Genomic DNA, 16,310 nt, shown 5'->3' on the forward strand with positions numbered 1-16,310 from the left:
GCGCCCAAATACAGGAGGCTTTGCACCATGTCTAACGATGAACTGCGGTCGGCAAGCGACGCTGAAATCGACGATGCGATGAAATACGCGTCGCCAATGGTGCTGCGAGGATTGCTCTATCAGCTTACCGGCGATGCCGAGGTCGTGGCCATGCCGCCGGGACCATCTGCTAAATTTGGCGTAGGCAAGGAAATGGCGAACGATGCCGATGCCGATCTGCTCAGAGCCAAGGGCGCGGCGTTCCTGAAACACTACCGGGACGGTCGCACAAACGAGATCGACATCGGGCCGACAGATCGCCTGCGCCAGAGCTTGTCGCTGACCGCCGGACACGAAATCCCCGAGGCCGAGCTGCACATCTGGCAGGAAGAAGCCGCCTTTGATCGCTGGGCGCGCGGTGTACACTGGCAAGGTGGCACCCCGCCCAAGAGCGTCCAAAACTTCAAGGTCGCGGTCATCGGCACCGGCATCTCGGGCCTGAATGTCGCAGTTCAACTGAAGCAGGCTGGCATTCCCTTCACGGTCTTCGAGAAAAATCCCGAAGTCGGCGGCTCTTGGTATGAAAACCGCTACCCTGGCGCGCGGGTGGACACTACCAGCCGGGGCTACACGCATCTTTTCAGCTATGATTATCCCTACGAATACAGCTATTCGCCGCGCGACCATAATTTGCGGTATTTCAAGTGGGTGGCCGACACTTTCGGCATTCGCGGCAACATTGTGTTCAATACCGAAGTCACCGCCATGCTTTGGGACGATGGCACCGCAAAATGGACGCTGGAATCGCAAGGACCGTCTGGCGCAGACACGGCAGAGTTCAACGCAGTCATTTCCTGCGTCGGATTCCTGTCACGACCGCAACTGCCCGTTATCGACGGCATGGAAAGTTTCGCGGGCGATGCGTTTCACATGGCAGCCTGGCCTGAAGGCGTGGACGTGAAAGACAAGCGCGTTGCCGTGATTGGCAGTGGTGCTTCGGGTTACCAGACGACGCCGGTGATCGCAGAAACCGCCACGCACACCTATCTCTTTCAGCGCCAGCCCAACTGGTGCCTTGAAGACGAGATTTACCTCAAGAAGCTGGCGCCACAGGCCATATGGCTGGATCGCAACTTTCCGTTTTACAGCAATTACGTACGCTTCCGCGTCGGTGCCTTGATGAGTCCGGAAGTGGCGAAGCTGGGCACCACGGTCGATCCCGACTTTGTCGATCCGCACAGCTTGAGCGCGGTGAACAAGGCGACGCGAGACATGTGCGTCAGTTTCGCCACGCGCAAACTGGGGTCACGACCCGATCTGCTTGAAAAAATGATCCCGAACTTTCCGCCAATGGCATCGCGCCCAATCCGCGTCGATTCTGACTACAGCGTGTATGATGCCCTGCTGCGTGACAATGTCACGTTGGTTTCCGATCCGATCGAAAAAATTACGCCCAAGGGCATCGTGTCTGGCGGTGTCGAGCACGAGCTTGACATCATCGCGTTTGCCACAGGCTTCAAGGCGAACGACTATCTCTGGCCGATGGAGGTGCGGGGCCGGGGCGGCGTTCGCATCGAGGAAGTCTGGGCCAAGGACGGCCCGCGCGCCTATCTCGGTGCCATGGTCGCCGGGTTCCCGAACCTGTTCATGTGCTACGGGCCCAATTCGAACAATTTCGGCGGCTTTACCGTCGTCGATCTGCTCGAACTGGTGGCGCAATTCTCGCTTCGCTGCATTCAGGGCTTGATCGAAAACGGCCAGCGCAGCGTGGAGGTCAGCGACGCGGGCTACTGGCGCTTTGCCGAAATTCTCGGCGATATGGAGCGCCAGATGATCTATATGGACCCGCGCGCCAACAATTATTACCAACATGGCGGTCGATCGTGCGTCAACGGTCCGCTCGACATTCGCCGTATGTGGCGCTGGCTGAACGATCCCGCCGGGGCACCGCCTGCCGAAACGGACGCCGGTCTCCGGCCCTATTTCGGCGAGGATCTTGTCGTCCGTTAAGCGGACACGCGCAGGCCATTGGTCTTCGAGGGTCCAGTAACGTTCGGATGACGACGGGCGCGTGACGTGATCGCGTGGCCGGCTTCAGCACCAGCGTAGTTGTTCAATGATGCGACCGTCGTGGGGCGACGTCCGGAATCATCGCGGTCTAAGCGCAGCATCCATTAGCATTTTGCCTCTCACCGCGGAAACGACCGTCACGTGTGTTTGAGAGCCAGACGGCACTTCGAAAAGCGACGCCGTGAACATTGTAGCGCAACCGTCAGAACCGCCGTTCGGCGCGAACGCTGCCCACCGAGCGTCCCCGAACGTAACCGATGTCGAGATCAAGCCCGGACTGATGGACCACGGAGAGGTTTTGGAGCCGTGCATCGACGACGGCAGCGAACCTGTCGGTCTGCGCGATGCCAAGCGGGTTGATGAAGATCGGGTCGGCATAGAGCGCCGCAATCCGCGCGGCGCTTGGATTGGCCTCGATCACGGCAGCATAGGTGCCGCGATTGACCAGAAAATTGAACAGCTGCGCCGCCGGCGTATCGATCCGGTCGCGATAGTCGATATTGAACCAGGTGATACCAGCATGAAGACCGGGCACCCCCCTCGGCGCAAAATCCGCGCCCAGCGTCCAGGTGGTCGCGCGCTCGGGACGGAGTTTCGGATCATTGCCGCGGAGCACGATGACATTGGATGCACCGCTGGAAGAAGCCGGATCGGGAATGGTGTAAGCGAAGATAAGCTGCGATCCGGGATCTTGGCGCAAATCGTCGAAGCTCGGCGCGCGGAACGATTTCCCGTAGCTGCTCCTCAAGGTCATGCCCGCAACAGGCTCCCAGGCGATGCCGAGCTTGGGATTGGTGGTCTTGCCAAAGTCGCTATACTGCTCGGTGCGGACGGCTGCCGACACGTCGAGCCGGTGAAAGCCCGGCAGCGTCGCGGGCCCTCCGAAGAGCGGAACGAGAAGTTCGGCATAGGCGGCTTTCACCCGCCGCGCCTCCAGCAAAGCGATTGGCGCGACGAAGCGCGGCATGAGGCTTGTTGTATCGGAGGTGGTGCCGCGGTCGACATAGCGTTCCTCGCGATACTCGCCACCGACTGCGAGGCGCATGGCGCCCGCCGGGAGCGCGATCAGCGGTCCGTCCGCGCGAAGCGTTGCTGACCAGACGATTCCGCTGTTGCTACTCGTCGTCGAACCTCGGACGCTGCCGATTGTCGCCGGGTTGGTCGACGGGCCGTCGCCAAAAAGATTATAAGCTGTGGCCGGATTGGTGTCGGCCAACGCAACCGCGAGACGGGCGGTGTTGATCCGGTTGATGAGCGAGGCGCGCTCATATTGCCGTCCCCATGTACCGTGCGCATCGATATCCCAGGAGCCTGCCTTCGCCTCGATGCCGGCCGTGCCGCCATAGGCGCTGGCGATGCCGCGCGAGCGCTCATTGCCGAGATCCCGTACGAAACTATACTGGACCCGAACCGGCTGATGCGTACCGATCGGATCGACATAAAAGGCGTTAGTGACCGGGACGGTGCGCCGCGCATCGGCGGTGGGTCGCAATGCCTGATCGAAGCTGCGCACCGACACCAGCCCATGCGCATAGAAGCGTAGACTTCCGCCGAGATTCTGGCTGAGTGCAGCGAAGATTGAGTGCCGCCGCTGCTCGGGCAATATGTCGGCGCCAGTCCAACTGTTCCCGAGATTGACCGTGCCGGGCACGAGCGAGGCCGCCGTAAGGCCTTGGCCGTTCTGGCCCGTTGGAATCGCGAAGCTTCGGCCGCCTGCAATGATCGTCCCCGGGCTGGCATAGCCGCCACGATGGTCCACCCCGCCAAACGGGCGAAGATCGTCTGTCGCAAAGCCGCGCGACGCGGCGGCGAGGCGCGTCCGTTCATAATATTCATATGCGATCACGCCGTGGCCACTGGACCATCTGGCACCGACCAGCTGGCTTGCCTGATATTCCTGGGAATCGCCGTCTGCGGTGCCCAACCGAAACATCGTCTCGGCGCCCCTGAAATTGAGACGCGGGACGATGTTGACGACGCCCGCAACCGCGTCCGAACCGTAGATCGCGGACGCCCCATCGGCGACGATTTCGACCCGCTCGACCGCAGAGGCCGGGATCATCGAGAGGTCCGAAAAGGCGCCGGCGAACCCGCCAAGGGGCGGCCGATCACCGTTGATCAGTACGAGGGTCGATGACGCCCCCAGCCCCCGCAAATTCACGCTCGAACCACTGGCCGTGTTGCGCGCCGCGCTCTGGCTCAGCGTTCCTCCAATACTGGTCGCGTCATTCGGCCCGCCCCCGAAATTTTGCGGGATCGACTGCGCGATCTGCTGCGTCGTCGCAAAGCCGCTTGCGTCGATCGCCTTGCGGTCGATCGTGATCACCGCGGACCCGACCGGCCCCTGCCCCCGGATCCGCGTGCCAGTAACGAGAATGTCGCCATCCTGAGGGTCGCCCGCCGGCTCGACCACCGGATCGCGCTGGACGACGAGCGCATTGCCGACCGGGACACCGCGCAATCCGCTTCCGCGCAGGAGCTGTGCTACTGCCTCCTCCGAGCTAAATCGCCCCTTGAGTTCGGGCGCCCGCAAGCCGGTCACCAGGTCGCTGGCAACAATCACCTGCCGCCCCGACACTGCTGCCACCTGCCGCAGCGCGGCACTCAAGTCCTGCGCCGACACATCATAGTCCTGCCGATCGTCGGACTGTGCCGCGGCGATCGGCGACGCCAGCAACATCACGCTACCGCAGGCTGTCGCTGCCAAATATTTTCCCAAACGCATTGCTCGTCCCCTTTTGCCCGACGCCGTTCTGGCGGCTGTCGAAAGGGCAAGACGACGCGGGTCAGCCGACCCGCCGAAAAGAGTTCAACGACTGCAGACCTGCAGTGCGTCAGCGCTTGTGCAAGACGATCTCACCGTGCGCCGTGCGCTCGACTCGCAGGTTCAGGGCTGCGGCGAGAAGGGCCGCGAGATTTTCGGTGGGCGTCGCGCGGAAACGACCCGTGACTCGCACTGTCGCGAGCTCGGGTTCACCTAAGCTGATCTTGCGATCCGCGTACCGATTGGCGTCGGCGACGACGTCCGCGAGCGATGCTCCGTCATAGCTCAGCATGTACCGGACCCACTGGTCGGCCCCACCGGGCGCCGCAGACACCTGCGCCGCACCAGCAGCAGGCGCATCGGCGAAGACTTGCCCCGGCACGAGCCGCGCGACCGGCGCAACGTCGCTCCCCGGAGAAGCGCGATTTCTGATCTCGACCGCCCCGCGCAAAAGGCTGACCCTTACCCCTTTCCGGCCAAGCGCCACATCGAACAGCGTGCCGCGGTCGAAAATGGCCCGACCGGCCGCCTCGACCATGAACGGCCGTCCAGCATCGTGTACGACATCGAACCGCGCGCGTCCGCGCACCAGCCGCACGACGCGCGCCTGCGTGGTGAATTCCTGTTCGATCGCGCTGTCGGTGTCGAGGATGACCCTGGTTCCATCCGCGAGCCGAAAGCTGCGGATCTCGCCCAAACCGGTCGCAAGCGGCCCGGCGGCAATGACAGGAGCCGTCGCCCCGCCCCGCAACAGCGGAAGCGCAGCGGCACCAGCCAGCAGCGCAACGACCAGAGTGGCAAAGGCGATGCGTGCGCCCGGCCCCACCAGGAAGGACGGATGCCGGCGCTGCTCGAGATGCGCGCGGCCCAATGCGGTTTCCCCGAGACGCTGCGACAGGCGCGATAGTTGCTCCATCTCGGCATAGGCGGCGCGGTTGCGAGGGTTGCGCGCACGCCAGCGCTCAAAATCAAGCCGAGACATCTCCGCGTCCGGCCCGTGCATCCGCGCGATCCATGCCGCGGCTTCGCGCCGCGCCGCTTCGCTTGCGTGACCGCCGCCGCTCGTAGCCATCACTCCAGGCCCGTCAGCCTGTGGATTTGCTCGAACGCGCGCGCCATCTGCTTTTCGACCCCCGACACCGAAAGACCCGTGCGCATGGCGATCTGGGCATAGCTCAGACCTTCCAGATGGTGCGCCATGAAAATTCCCCGAGTCTTTGGTTTCAGCGACTTCATAGCAGCTTCAAGACGCCCCAGGCTATCGCGGGCCTCGAGCCTGCCCAGCTCGTCGGCCCCTGCAAGCTCCACATCGTCAGCGTTGACATGCGCGTCCGCTGCATGACGCCGCGCCGTCTTCGCACGATCGCGCAACAGGTTGCGCGCGATCTGCCGAAGATACTCTGCGGGCCGCAGGATCGATCCCGAGCGGCGCAGATCGGCTCTCGACAGACGCAGGAATGCCTCCTGAACGAGATCGCGGGCGTCTTCCGGCGTGGCGCGATAGCGCGTGAAAAAGCGCACCAGCGCATGCTGCTCGTTACGATACAGCACATCGAGTTCGACCATCGTCGGAACAGCACCGGGCAGCGCTTCTTGTGCGGTGCCGCCCTTATCGGCCCGACCGGCACGTCCCGCCATCACATCGCTTCCGGACAGAAAGCGGAGATGGCGCAGCCGCCAGACCGATCGGCCCCTTGCCCGCTCGCCATCTTCGCCCAGCCCATCGTCTCGCCTCCAGCAAGCGAGGCGGTCCCGGACGAAAGCCGGGTGGTGAGAACAAGGGTTTAGGCCTCGCACCGACGCCTTTGGCCGCAAGCGGCTTGGACATACGCGTCGGCTACCCGGCCGCCGACGGGCCTGGCGATATCGCTTCTACACCAAGGTTCTCACGCCTCGACGCCACCTGCAAGGCGGCGCAGCGCGAGTCTAGAACGGGACCGTTCCAAAAGGCAAGGCCCCGAAAAGGACCTGGAATCGATCCCGTTCGACGCCGCCTTTCCGGCGCAAGCGTTTTAACGACCAGCGAGCGGCCTGGTGCGTGGCGCCGGATGAAGCGACCCTGAGACTGAACCCTGGCGCAGACGCAAAAAGGCTCATTGCCAAGATTTTTTCGCAGACCGCCAGGTTCAAAAAACACGCTTTCCGACGCGGTCTGCGATCGTACCGCACACGTGCTCGTTTGTCCGTGATCAGTGGCTAAAAGCCCTGCATCGCCGCGCAAGGATCAAACCCCGGCGCTTCGACAGTGGTCGTTACCGCCTCGAATCGGGCGGCAAACTCGGCCAGTGGGCGTGGCGATGGCGGTCGAGCTTCTGTTGCCACGCTCGCGCGCCAGTTCCCACCGAGAGGACAGATCATGATCCAGTTCTATTATCATCCATCGCCGAACCCGGCGAAAGTGGCGCTGTGCCTCGAAGAAACCGGGCTTGATTACGCGATGATCCCGGTCGACACGCGCAACGGCGAACAGTTTGTCCGTGTGGGGCTGGGCGCGAGCGATGCCCTTCATTTTCGGGCCTGATGCATGGACCATGTTCCCGAACGTCAAGCGCCTGTTCGATGATGTCGGCAGCCGTCCTGCAGCCGAGCGTGCTGGCGCCCTTGCAACGGTGCACAGCTTCAAGGCTGAGATGGATGACGCAGCGCGGGAACCTATGTTCCCCCAGAACAAGCGCCTCGTTGCCGCCGAAGAGCTGCCTGACCCGAAAGCGTAGCGTCAGAAGCTGGCGCGATATCGTGCGGTTCGCGCGTCGGATTACCGGACGACCAGGCCCCCAAACTTCTCATCGAACCGGACATGCCTTTGCTCGCGCTTGAGCAGGATCGCCAGCCGCCGGTCGCCGGGCCGGGTCGCGACACCAAGGCGCGGAGTGCAGCTGGGGGCATAAGGACGGCATTGCTTCGGCGCGGTAACGTCGAAGCGAACACGATCTCGCGGGCGCCGGGACCCCCGCGAGCTCGGGCGGCTTACCCCAAAACCTGATCTTTACCCTCTGGCCGTATGCCGATGCGATGGCTAGCAAGACACTACCTGAAAACGTCGTGAAATCGGTCGTCGCGACATCCGCAGGCTATTTCGTGGTCGCAGCGGCGACCGTTTCGACCACGCGCTTCGACGGCGGAGTGGCGTTCCTCTGGGTCGCGACAGCACTGCTCATCGCGAGGCTGGCGACGCTGCGCAGGAGCGCCTGGCCAGCGCATCTACTGAGTTGCGGAATGGCGGGCGCGGCGGTGACCGCCCTATTCGGATTCGGCGTAGAAGCGGCAGTGCCGCTGGCGATCATTAACCTCTGCGAGGCCGTCATCGCCGCGACCTTGCTGCGACATATCCGGATACCCGAGCGTCCGCTGGAGTCGATGCGGTGGCTCGGCGGCTTCGTGCTGACGACCGGTATCGTCGCGCCCGTTGTCAGCGGAGTCGGCGGTGCGTCGATCGCCGCAATCGCCATAAATGCAGACTTTGGGACCTCGTTCGCGAGATGGTTCGCGGGCCATTCGCTTGGAGCGCTCACGTTCACGCCGGTCTTCATGCTTTTCTTCCGTGATGATGTCCGGGCGCGGATCAGATCGACGACCCGCAAACGTGCAGCGGAGACGGCAATCCTGCTGCTGCTGGTTTTAGGCACGAGCGTCGCGGTCTTCGACCAGGACAGCATGCCGCTCCTGTTCCTGCCTTTGCTCCCCGTGATCTTCGCCGCGTTCCGCGGCGGACGGCTGACGGCTGCCCTATCTGTCGTCCTCCTGACGGTGGTCGGCTGCACCCTAACCATGCGCGGCTCGGGCCCGGTCAGCCTGATGCACGGGACAATCGGCGATCATATGCAGTTCCTTCAATTCTATCTCGCCGCGACCGTGCTTACCGTCCTGCCAATCTCTGCCGATCTGGCACGGCGGAGCAATCTGATCCGCAAATTACGGGACAGCGAGGCGCGCTACCGCATGCTCGCCGACAACTCGACGGACATCATCCTCAATCTCGACGTTGACGGCCGCGTCCGTTTCGTCTCGCCCTCGATAACGCAACTGAGCGGGTTCGAGCCTTCGGACCTCGTTGGTCGGAACGCCACCCTGCTCGTCGTTCCCGAAGATCGCGCGTCGGCGGCCAGGTCGCACATGATGACGCTGCGCGGTGGCGGCGCGATGGTCAGCTTCGAATACCGAGCCCTCACGGCGAGTGGCGTTGAACGATGGTTCGAGACCCACAGCCGCGCGGTGCGCGACGACGCCGGGGTTGTCGAAGGCGTTGTCAGCGTGCTTCGCGACATATCCGACCGCAAGGTGATGGAGACGCAATTGTTCCATGCGGCGCTGACGGATCCTCTCACCCAGCTTCCCAACCGACGGGCATTTGAGCTGGAACTCGACAGGCTTGTCGAGCATGTGGATCCGCAGCGGTCGTTCGGGTGTGTTGCCATGTTCGACTTCGACCACTTCAAGCAAGTTAACGACAATCATGGGCATGAAGCGGGCGACCGCGCGCGGCGGCGACGTCGTAAGCCGTATCGGGGGCGAAGAGTTCGCCGTCCTCCTTCGACACGCTTCGCTTGAGCAAGCTGTGGTCGTCTGTGAGCGGCTACGACATGCGATCGAGGAGATGGTGATCATGGTCGACGGGCGCGCGGTCCGCGTGACCGCAAGCGGCGGGGTCGCCTCGATCGACGACGGAGGTTCCAAGGCTGTAATGCGAAGCGCCGACGCGGCGCTCTACCGGGCGAAACGGGATGGTCGAAACCGGCTGCGGCTCGCGGCGTGATGCAGCAGCTGCGCTTTCTCTGCATCGAGGACGACGCTCTGAACCGACGGGTGTTGAGCGACATGCTGAACGTGGCCGGAGGAGACTCCCATGAATGCGTCAGCGGCGAGGAAGGCCTCGCCGAGCTCGACACTGGAGACTTCGACTGCATTCTGGTCGACTTGCGGATGCCCGGCATGGACGGCCACACGGTGATCGAGCGCATCCGTTCGCGCCGAGACGCGAAGTCGCGGCTTCCGATCGTCGTGATCACCGCGGAGGGTTCGGGACCCGCCACGGCCCGCTGCTTGCGCTCCGGCGCCGACCGAATACTTCGCAAGCCGGTCGTCATGGACGAGCTGTTCCAGTGCATCGGCGCAGTCCTCGGCGCCCGGGCCACCGTCGTCGTTTAACGGAGCACCATTAATCACCTTGAAGGTGGGCACAGTCCAAACCCTCCTTTGGTCAACAGGGCGGCACAACCGTGGCTTTCGCCGACCTTAGTGTGTCGGTTCTAAAAGACCCTCCGCAAACGGCTCTGCTTCACGGCGTCCCCGTCGGCATCCCGGCCGCGGCCAACATGTTCGACCAAAACCGACGCTCAGGTCGGCTGACGCTTGGTTGGGATCGACAAGACCCAAATATATGACGCCCAGGGGTTGGGTCGCCACCGCTCTGGTCCGCACGCCCATTCAAACTGGTCTGCGTGGCTGGACCTGGGCCGTAACCAGCCCGGGGCGTTTCGCCTTCCATAATGTAGCAAGCAAAAGATCCCAAACAGTGCAGGGCCGACTGAGCGCAACGGAGCCGGCGATATGCCCGGCATGGACACTCATCTTCAACCGTGGGCAGCGCATCGAGGCAAGCCTTTCGCGCCGGATGATTGTCGAAGGCGTGATCCGGTTAGCAAACTCGCTGGACATCAAGATTATTGCCAGTGCATCGAAATCCTTGGTGAATACGAGGTGCTGTGGGCAATGGCTGTCCGCGACATTCAGGGGTAAATGCTTGCTCGCCCATGACTGCGAAGGTTGTGTACGGTGAGACTGCCAGGCGAACGCTACGCTGCGGCGGCCTGATGCCACCTCCCAAAACTGCCCGGTTTGTGAGACCGACGGCGCATCGTGGTCAGTCGATGCCGATTTCATTTCTGTTTGCGCCGCGTCAGACTCACCAGATCCCAGCGACCGACATCGGATCAGGCACGCGAATAAGGCCCCGGCCAGGGCAGTTCTCAATCTTCGGAGCGGCCAAGATCTATTCGATGCGACGGCGTTTTCTGCGCCCGCTCAAGCCCCTTGAGCCTGGCGACCACCCCCGGGCCGAAACCGAGCGCAAGGATCAGGAGGACTGCAATGACGACCACGGGCGCTGCCTGCTCCATCTGTTAACCTTAAGCGCGACGACCAGAGTGCCGCCGTTGAGAGCGTAAGAAGTGAGCGGCAGATTTGGTTCCATACGCCTGCTAGATAATACCCTGGGGGCTTCGCGCGAAATTGTCGCTTGCTCAGAGCGCCAGTCGCGGATCGTCGGCATCGTCGCCGACACGGCACCACATGAATTATTGCGAACGATGTACCGTTCTCGAACGTCATTGGCTACGCTACGAGATCGATACCGTTTTGACCGACAACGACCCTGAGCTGACGTCAAACACGGTGCCGGCATGGTGCGACGATGTCGGCATCGAGAGGCATCGTATCGCGCGGGACAGGGCGAGGGACAATCCTTTTGTGGTAACGTTGAGCGGCCGCCTGCGCGACCAATCCAACGCATGAACACGGCTTGGTTCCTGTCGCTGGACGGCGCCGGCGCGAAGATCGAGGCCTGGCCACGGGACTGCAACACCGCGCTTCAGCACACCCGGGTCGGCGGGTTGGCCCTCGCCGAGTTTACGCACCGCCCCGGCCAACGGCCTATGGATACCAGAGCGACGGTATCTGTGGTCTGAAAAACGGAGAGCTCGTCATTTGATCCGAACACCCTTCCCTTGCCCGGCTCATACCGGCAATAAAGAGCCATGTTTGGGAGCCCCGATATCAATGGCGCGGCGCATGTGGTCCAACTTGCGCTGACTCCGATATTTCTGCTGACCGGCCTCGCCTCATTGTTGAATGTTTTCACGACCAGGCTGGGGCGGATAGCCGACCGAGTCGATCGCCTGGCTGCAAACGCTGCCGACCATCCCCGACAGTTGGCCCGTCTTCGACTTCGATCCACCGCACTCGACCTCGCCGTTCTGCTGGCGGCGCTCGCCGGTGCGCTGACTTGCTGCGCTGCTCTGACGCTGTTCCTGGGCGCTCTACGCAATGCCGGCACGGGGTACATTCTCTTTGCCTTGTTCGGCTCGGCGCTGATCTGCGCGATTTCGGCGCTTGCGGCGTTTGGGTTCGAGACCATCCTGTCCGGCCGCTCCGTCCGGGAGCAGGCGCAGCCTGACGGGGACGAGCAGGAAAAAAATTGCAAATCCCCGGCGCCTATCGACGCGGGTGACGCATAAGCGGCCTCAGAATAGCGGTTTGGCTGACACTCGCCACCATCCACATTGGGGTCATCATCCGTGCGCTTCTGCTGGACGGACGTGATGCTTATGCACGCGCAGCGTGGGTTCTGCTGCTCTTCGCGCTTCCCGGCATCGGCACACTTTTGTATATGCTCTTCGGTGAACGCTGGATCTCCACCGCTTTCCGCGACCGTGCTCGGGAATGCTACGAAGTGCTCCTGCACTATGCGCCATCCGCATCCACAAGCCCCTTGTCGCCTGCATCGACCGGGGCCTTTTCAACCTGCGAAGCGGCGAGCCGATGGCCGCTTTCTACGGGTAACAAAGCGCACGTCGCTTCGGGATCCGACGCAGCGATAACGTCTGTCGTCGCGGACATCGATGCCGCAACGCACACCGTCCATTTGTCTTTCTATATCTGGCTTGGCGATCGCAACGGCACCAAGGTCATCGATGCGATCTGCCGCGCTGCCAAGCGGGGTGTCACATGCCGTATCGTGGCCGACGCGATCGGCTCGCGCGCGCTGATCCGCTCCGACCACTGGAAAGCGATGCGTCAGGCGGGTGCGCGTGTTTACGCGTCGTTACCAGTGCCGCTGGGACTCGGCTTCCTTGCGGGGCACCGAACAGACCTTCGCAACCATCGCAAAATCATTGTGATCGATGGCGGGATCACCTGGTGCGGCAGTCAGAACTGCGCCGATCCGGCATTTTTGCCCAAGCGCAAATTCGCACCGTGGGTCGACATCTTTATTCGGTACGAAGGCCCGATCGCGCGGCAGGCAGAATTGATTTTCGCCTCGGCCTGGATGGCGGAAACCGGCGAGGACATGCGCCCGGTGCTGACCGTCGATCCACCCCAAGCGCTTCCCTCCGGCTTCCCTGCGATCGCGGTCGGAACCGGCCCTTTATCGCCTAACGCGACGATGACCGACATCTTCGTTGCGGTTCTGGCGGCTGCCCGCGAGCGGGCCGTAATCACCACGCCGTATTTCGCCCCGGACCCCCCGCTCCTCAACGCAATCGTAGCAGCAGCACGACGTGGGGTGCAGGTGACCATCATTTTTCCGGAACGCAACGACAGCTGGATCGTCGGTGCGATCAGCCGCGCATATTACCCGGTGATGGCGCGCGCAGGCGCGCAGATTTTCGAGTTCCGCAGCGGTCTGCTGCATGCCAAAACCTTGGTCGTCGACGATCTCCTGGCACTGGTTGGCTCGGCCAATATGGATCGCCGCAGCCTCGACCTCAATTTCGAGAACAACGTGCTCTTCGACTCCGCTGACGTTGCAGCGGAAGTTGGTGAACATCAACGGCGTTGGTTGGCCCAATCGATCGAGATCGGCCATGCAGGCATCGCGGGACGGTCGCTTCCTCGGCGCCTGGTCGACAATATCCTTACGATGGCAGCACCCCTCTTTTGACGGGGAATTGGTCTGGCTGGCTGTCGACGTCGAGCGTGTCACAGACGGTCGCTGCTAAACTCGGAACCCACCCCCTGTTTGCCTGTTCTGGGCTGGAACAGGCTGACACGCGGAGCACCGCCGGCAACAAGACCGCCGGAGACGTCAAGGCGGCCATTGACCACCGACAACGAGAAGCTGGCCGCCTACGGCGTAGCGCAGCACTGAGCAGCATCGGGACACCGCGGCTTTTCTCCCGCGCTTGGATACAACGCGGTTCTTCGCCGCCCGTCGGTACTTATCGCAGCTGGTACCCCCGGCCCACTCGGCCTATCGCCCGGCTCGCCGCGTACGGGATCGACGGGGCAAATGCCCGGTTGGGACCGATGACGCAGTGTCAAGTACGAGAGAGAATGCCGTGAGGTCGAGGTTTGCCGCCTTTGTGATCGCCGTCCTCACCGTGTCGGCTGGAGCCGACGCGCACAAGCGTGCGACGATCGCGATCACCTTCGACGATCTTCCGGCGCTGACCCTTTTGCGCGATCAGCGCTACGTCACTTATCTCAACACGATGATCCTGCGCGGCCTGAAGCGCCACCATATCCCTGCGACCGGCTTCGTAAACGAATCGAAGCTGGACGAGCTTGACCGCTCGCAACAAATCGCTGTGCTCCAACATTGGCTCGACGCATCGATGGATCTTGGCAATCATACTTTTTCGCACGAATCCCCGAATACGCTCGGCCCGGCCGACTACATCGCCGATATCGTCAGAGGGGAGCCGGTGACACGCGGGCTACTGGCCCAGCGCCACCGAACCATCGGCTGGTTTCGCCATCCCTATCTCGAAACCGGGGCGCCGATCGCGGTGAAGCGCGAAATCGACGACTGGTTGCACGCGCATGGCTACCGTATCGCGCCGGTCACGATCGATGCCGACGACTGGGAATTCGCCGAGCCCTATGACGATGCGATCGCCCGCCACGACGAACGACGCCGAACACACATCCGCCGCGCCTATCTCGAACACAGTGCCGAGACCGTTCGCTGGTACCGCGCTGCTGCGCACGCTTTGTTCGGACGAGACATCGCCTATGTCATGCTGCTGCACGCGACACGGCTCAACGCCGATTGCATCGACGATATCGCCGCGCTGCTAAAAAGCGAGAAACTGCGACCGGTATCGCTTACAAAAGCGATGACGGACCCCGCCTATCGGACGAAGGACCCCTATGCCGGCAAGGACGGGATCGAATGGCTCGAACGCTGGTCGATCGAACTCCACAAGTCGTTACCTTGGGACAGCTATAGCGAAGTCCCCAAGGACATTGTGGCAGATTACGATCGGGTCGATCCCGATCGGTGATGCGGGGCGGTGACGCGATGCTCGATGCGCCGGTGTGCGAGCCACGTTCGGCCAGCGGATTGCTCAAAGGAGTTTATCGAGCAGAAGATGGAAACGGATCTTGGCGTAGTCGGCCTGCGCGATGCCGTAGGAGGTCAGAAGCCGTCGTTGCAGGGGCGCTCCGAACTCGCCGAGACAGTGCCACGCGATCGCAATATCCTGATAGCGATCAGCAATGCCCGCCCTGCCGACATCGATACAGGTCGCCACGCCGTCGTCGGCGATCAGAATGTTGTCCAACGAGAAGTCGCCATGCGTCACAACCGGATCGGGGACGAGGGGTAGCAAGCTCGTCATCTCCGTCCAGACCCGTTCAGGAGTCCAGCCCGCCTCCCCTTCGTCGAAATCCGCACCTTTCACCATCTTCCGATCAAGGCGCCAGCGCGCCTCACCAAGCCGCAACAGGTGATCGCTGTTAAAAGGACAGCTTTCCACCGGGATGGCATGGAGCCGACGCAAAAGACCGGCCAAGGCGTCAACGACCACAGGTCCCTTGTCAGCAGACGCATCGAGCCGCTGGTACGCGGTCTTGCCCGCAAGCGCAGCCGTTAACAGCCATGCCTCGTCGGGCGTTGCAAAGAGCGCCTTTACTGCGGGCACTGGGACGTGATTGCCGAGCCATTGCAAACGCAACATTTCCCCGGCGACGTCCCACGCCGACGGCTGGAGCGCACATTTAAGAAACAGGTCTGGCGTCACCCCGCGCTTCCAGAGGCGATAGACCGCGTCGCCAGACTCTCCGACGGTATCGCGCGACCACTCATAGCCGAGAAGGTGCGGTCTCAGGCCTGCCGGCAATTCAGGCGGCTCGACTGAATATTCGCGTCTGTTACGTGTCACGGCCAACCGCGCCAAAATACATCGGCGGCAGCCATCGTCGCGACGAACACCATGCAACCGCAATCCTCGATGACGACTAGGGAACGGTCCCAGAACATTTTTTACCACACCCACAAAGCGACATTTAGGCCCGACCTGCCAAATCCTAAATTCGCCGTTCGTGTTGCACCATTGCGCCTGGAAAGCTGGAAACCTGCCGTGCAGATTACGTCATTACCACGCCGGTTGATCGCTATACTGCCGAAAAACAGCAGTTTCCGTCAGAATATGCGCAGTACCGTATTTTGTTGAAGGGTGCCCGGCAGGTTGCGGCTTTCGCTCCGAAGCCTGGCTGAGTAGGCGGCCTGGTAACCCGCATATTTAGGCTCTATTAGAAAATCTGTCAGCGGGGTACGTCGAGCGCGCTAAGACGGATGGCATTTCGATACTATTGCGGCGATTGGACCGCACGGACCCTCTCGGTAAATTCGTTATATTTCGGTATGGCGGACCGCTCTGAAATTTGCGAACCGGAACCGGACACCGCATGCGTGCCGCTGAGAGAGGACCATGCATTTTTATGCGCCGGGACGAAAGTCCGCAAGGGCCGTCGCTTCCCTAACTCCCAAGCAGCC

Annotated in this window: 13 protein-coding genes and 1 pseudogene; 9 read left to right on the plus strand and 5 right to left on the minus strand. The window is 62.3% G+C overall.

The genetic code is table 11. The features are described from left to right. Nucleotides 1-27 precede the first annotated feature (27 nt). Complete coding sequence (locus tag IEV62_RS02485) at nt 28-1,989, plus strand: flavin-containing monooxygenase (RefSeq protein WP_188445246.1); 1,962 nt, start codon at nt 28-30, stop codon at nt 1,987-1,989. Nucleotides 1,990-2,251: 262 nt separating this feature from the next. Here the strand turns inward: IEV62_RS02485 and IEV62_RS02490 are convergent, their stop codons facing one another. The 3 genes from IEV62_RS02490 to IEV62_RS02500 form a co-directional block, all read right to left on the minus strand. Beyond that, on the minus strand, nt 2,252-4,729 hold the full coding sequence (locus IEV62_RS02490; RefSeq protein WP_229732786.1) for a TonB-dependent receptor: 2,478 nt from the start codon (nt 4,727-4,729) through the stop codon (nt 2,252-2,254). A gap of 154 nt (nt 4,730-4,883) precedes the next feature. Continuing rightward, nucleotides 4,884-5,885, minus strand: a complete 1,002-nt coding sequence (locus IEV62_RS02495; RefSeq protein ID WP_188445248.1) for a FecR family protein — start codon at nt 5,883-5,885, stop codon at nt 4,884-4,886. Beyond that, nucleotides 5,885-6,451, minus strand: coding sequence for an RNA polymerase sigma factor (locus IEV62_RS02500; protein WP_188445249.1), 567 nt, complete (start codon nt 6,449-6,451; stop codon nt 5,885-5,887). Before IEV62_RS02500 ends, IEV62_RS02495 begins: the two co-directional genes overlap by 1 nt. Nucleotides 6,452-7,169: 718 nt before the next feature. Between IEV62_RS02500 and IEV62_RS18165 the strand changes: the two genes are divergently transcribed. From IEV62_RS18165 to IEV62_RS02515, 4 genes and pseudogenes are all read left to right on the plus strand, one after another. Beyond that, nucleotides 7,170-7,334: a thioredoxin domain-containing protein gene (locus IEV62_RS18165; protein WP_229732771.1), complete on the plus strand. Its 165-nt coding sequence runs from the start codon at nt 7,170-7,172 to the stop codon at nt 7,332-7,334. Beyond that, complete coding sequence (locus IEV62_RS18170; protein ID WP_229732772.1) at nt 7,312-7,527, plus strand: hypothetical protein; 216 nt, start codon at nt 7,312-7,314, stop codon at nt 7,525-7,527. Before IEV62_RS18165 ends, IEV62_RS18170 begins: the two co-directional genes overlap by 23 nt. A gap of 298 nt (nt 7,528-7,825) precedes the next feature. Continuing rightward, nucleotides 7,826-9,566, plus strand: a pseudogene (locus tag IEV62_RS02510) (sensor domain-containing diguanylate cyclase). Continuing rightward, the gene (locus IEV62_RS02515; protein WP_188445337.1) at nt 9,566-9,958 is read left to right on the plus strand and encodes a response regulator; all 393 of its coding nucleotides are present in this window, start codon (nt 9,566-9,568) and stop codon (nt 9,956-9,958) included. Before IEV62_RS02510 ends, IEV62_RS02515 begins: the two are co-directional and overlap by 1 nt. Nucleotides 9,959-10,779: 821 nt before the next feature. Here IEV62_RS02515 and IEV62_RS02520 read toward each other — a convergent pair. Then, nucleotides 10,780-10,929 (minus strand): hypothetical protein, encoded by a 150-nt coding sequence (locus IEV62_RS02520; protein WP_188445250.1) that lies wholly within the window; start codon nt 10,927-10,929, stop codon nt 10,780-10,782. Nucleotides 10,930-11,167: 238 nt separating this feature from the next. On the opposite strand from IEV62_RS02520, the gene IEV62_RS02525 reads away from it, so the two are divergent. From IEV62_RS02525 to IEV62_RS02540, 4 genes are all read left to right on the plus strand, one after another. Continuing rightward, nucleotides 11,168-11,323, plus strand: a complete 156-nt coding sequence (locus tag IEV62_RS02525; protein ID WP_188445252.1) for a hypothetical protein — start codon at nt 11,168-11,170, stop codon at nt 11,321-11,323. A 242-nt stretch (nt 11,324-11,565) separates the two neighbouring features. Further along, nucleotides 11,566-12,045, plus strand: a complete 480-nt coding sequence (locus IEV62_RS02530) for a DUF2721 domain-containing protein (protein WP_188445254.1) — start codon at nt 11,566-11,568, stop codon at nt 12,043-12,045. A 38-nt stretch (nt 12,046-12,083) separates the two neighbouring features. After that, nucleotides 12,084-13,472 carry a cardiolipin synthase gene (gene cls, locus IEV62_RS02535; RefSeq protein WP_268234222.1) on the plus strand — a complete coding sequence of 463 codons (1,389 nt, stop codon included), beginning with the start codon at nt 12,084-12,086 and terminating at the stop codon, nt 13,470-13,472. A 397-nt stretch (nt 13,473-13,869) separates the two neighbouring features. Then, nucleotides 13,870-14,817, plus strand: coding sequence for a polysaccharide deacetylase family protein (locus tag IEV62_RS02540; RefSeq protein ID WP_188445256.1), 948 nt, complete (start codon nt 13,870-13,872; stop codon nt 14,815-14,817). 63 nt (nt 14,818-14,880) lie between these two features. Here the strand turns inward: IEV62_RS02540 and IEV62_RS02545 are convergent, their stop codons facing one another. Then, the gene (locus IEV62_RS02545) at nt 14,881-15,696 is read right to left on the minus strand and encodes an APH(3') family aminoglycoside O-phosphotransferase (RefSeq protein WP_229732788.1); all 816 of its coding nucleotides are present in this window, start codon (nt 15,694-15,696) and stop codon (nt 14,881-14,883) included. Between the last annotated feature and the right edge of the window lie 614 nt (nt 15,697-16,310).

Source organism: Sphingomonas psychrolutea (assembly GCF_014636175.1).
GTDB classification, from domain to species: Bacteria; Pseudomonadota; Alphaproteobacteria; order Sphingomonadales; family Sphingomonadaceae; genus Sphingomonas; species Sphingomonas psychrolutea.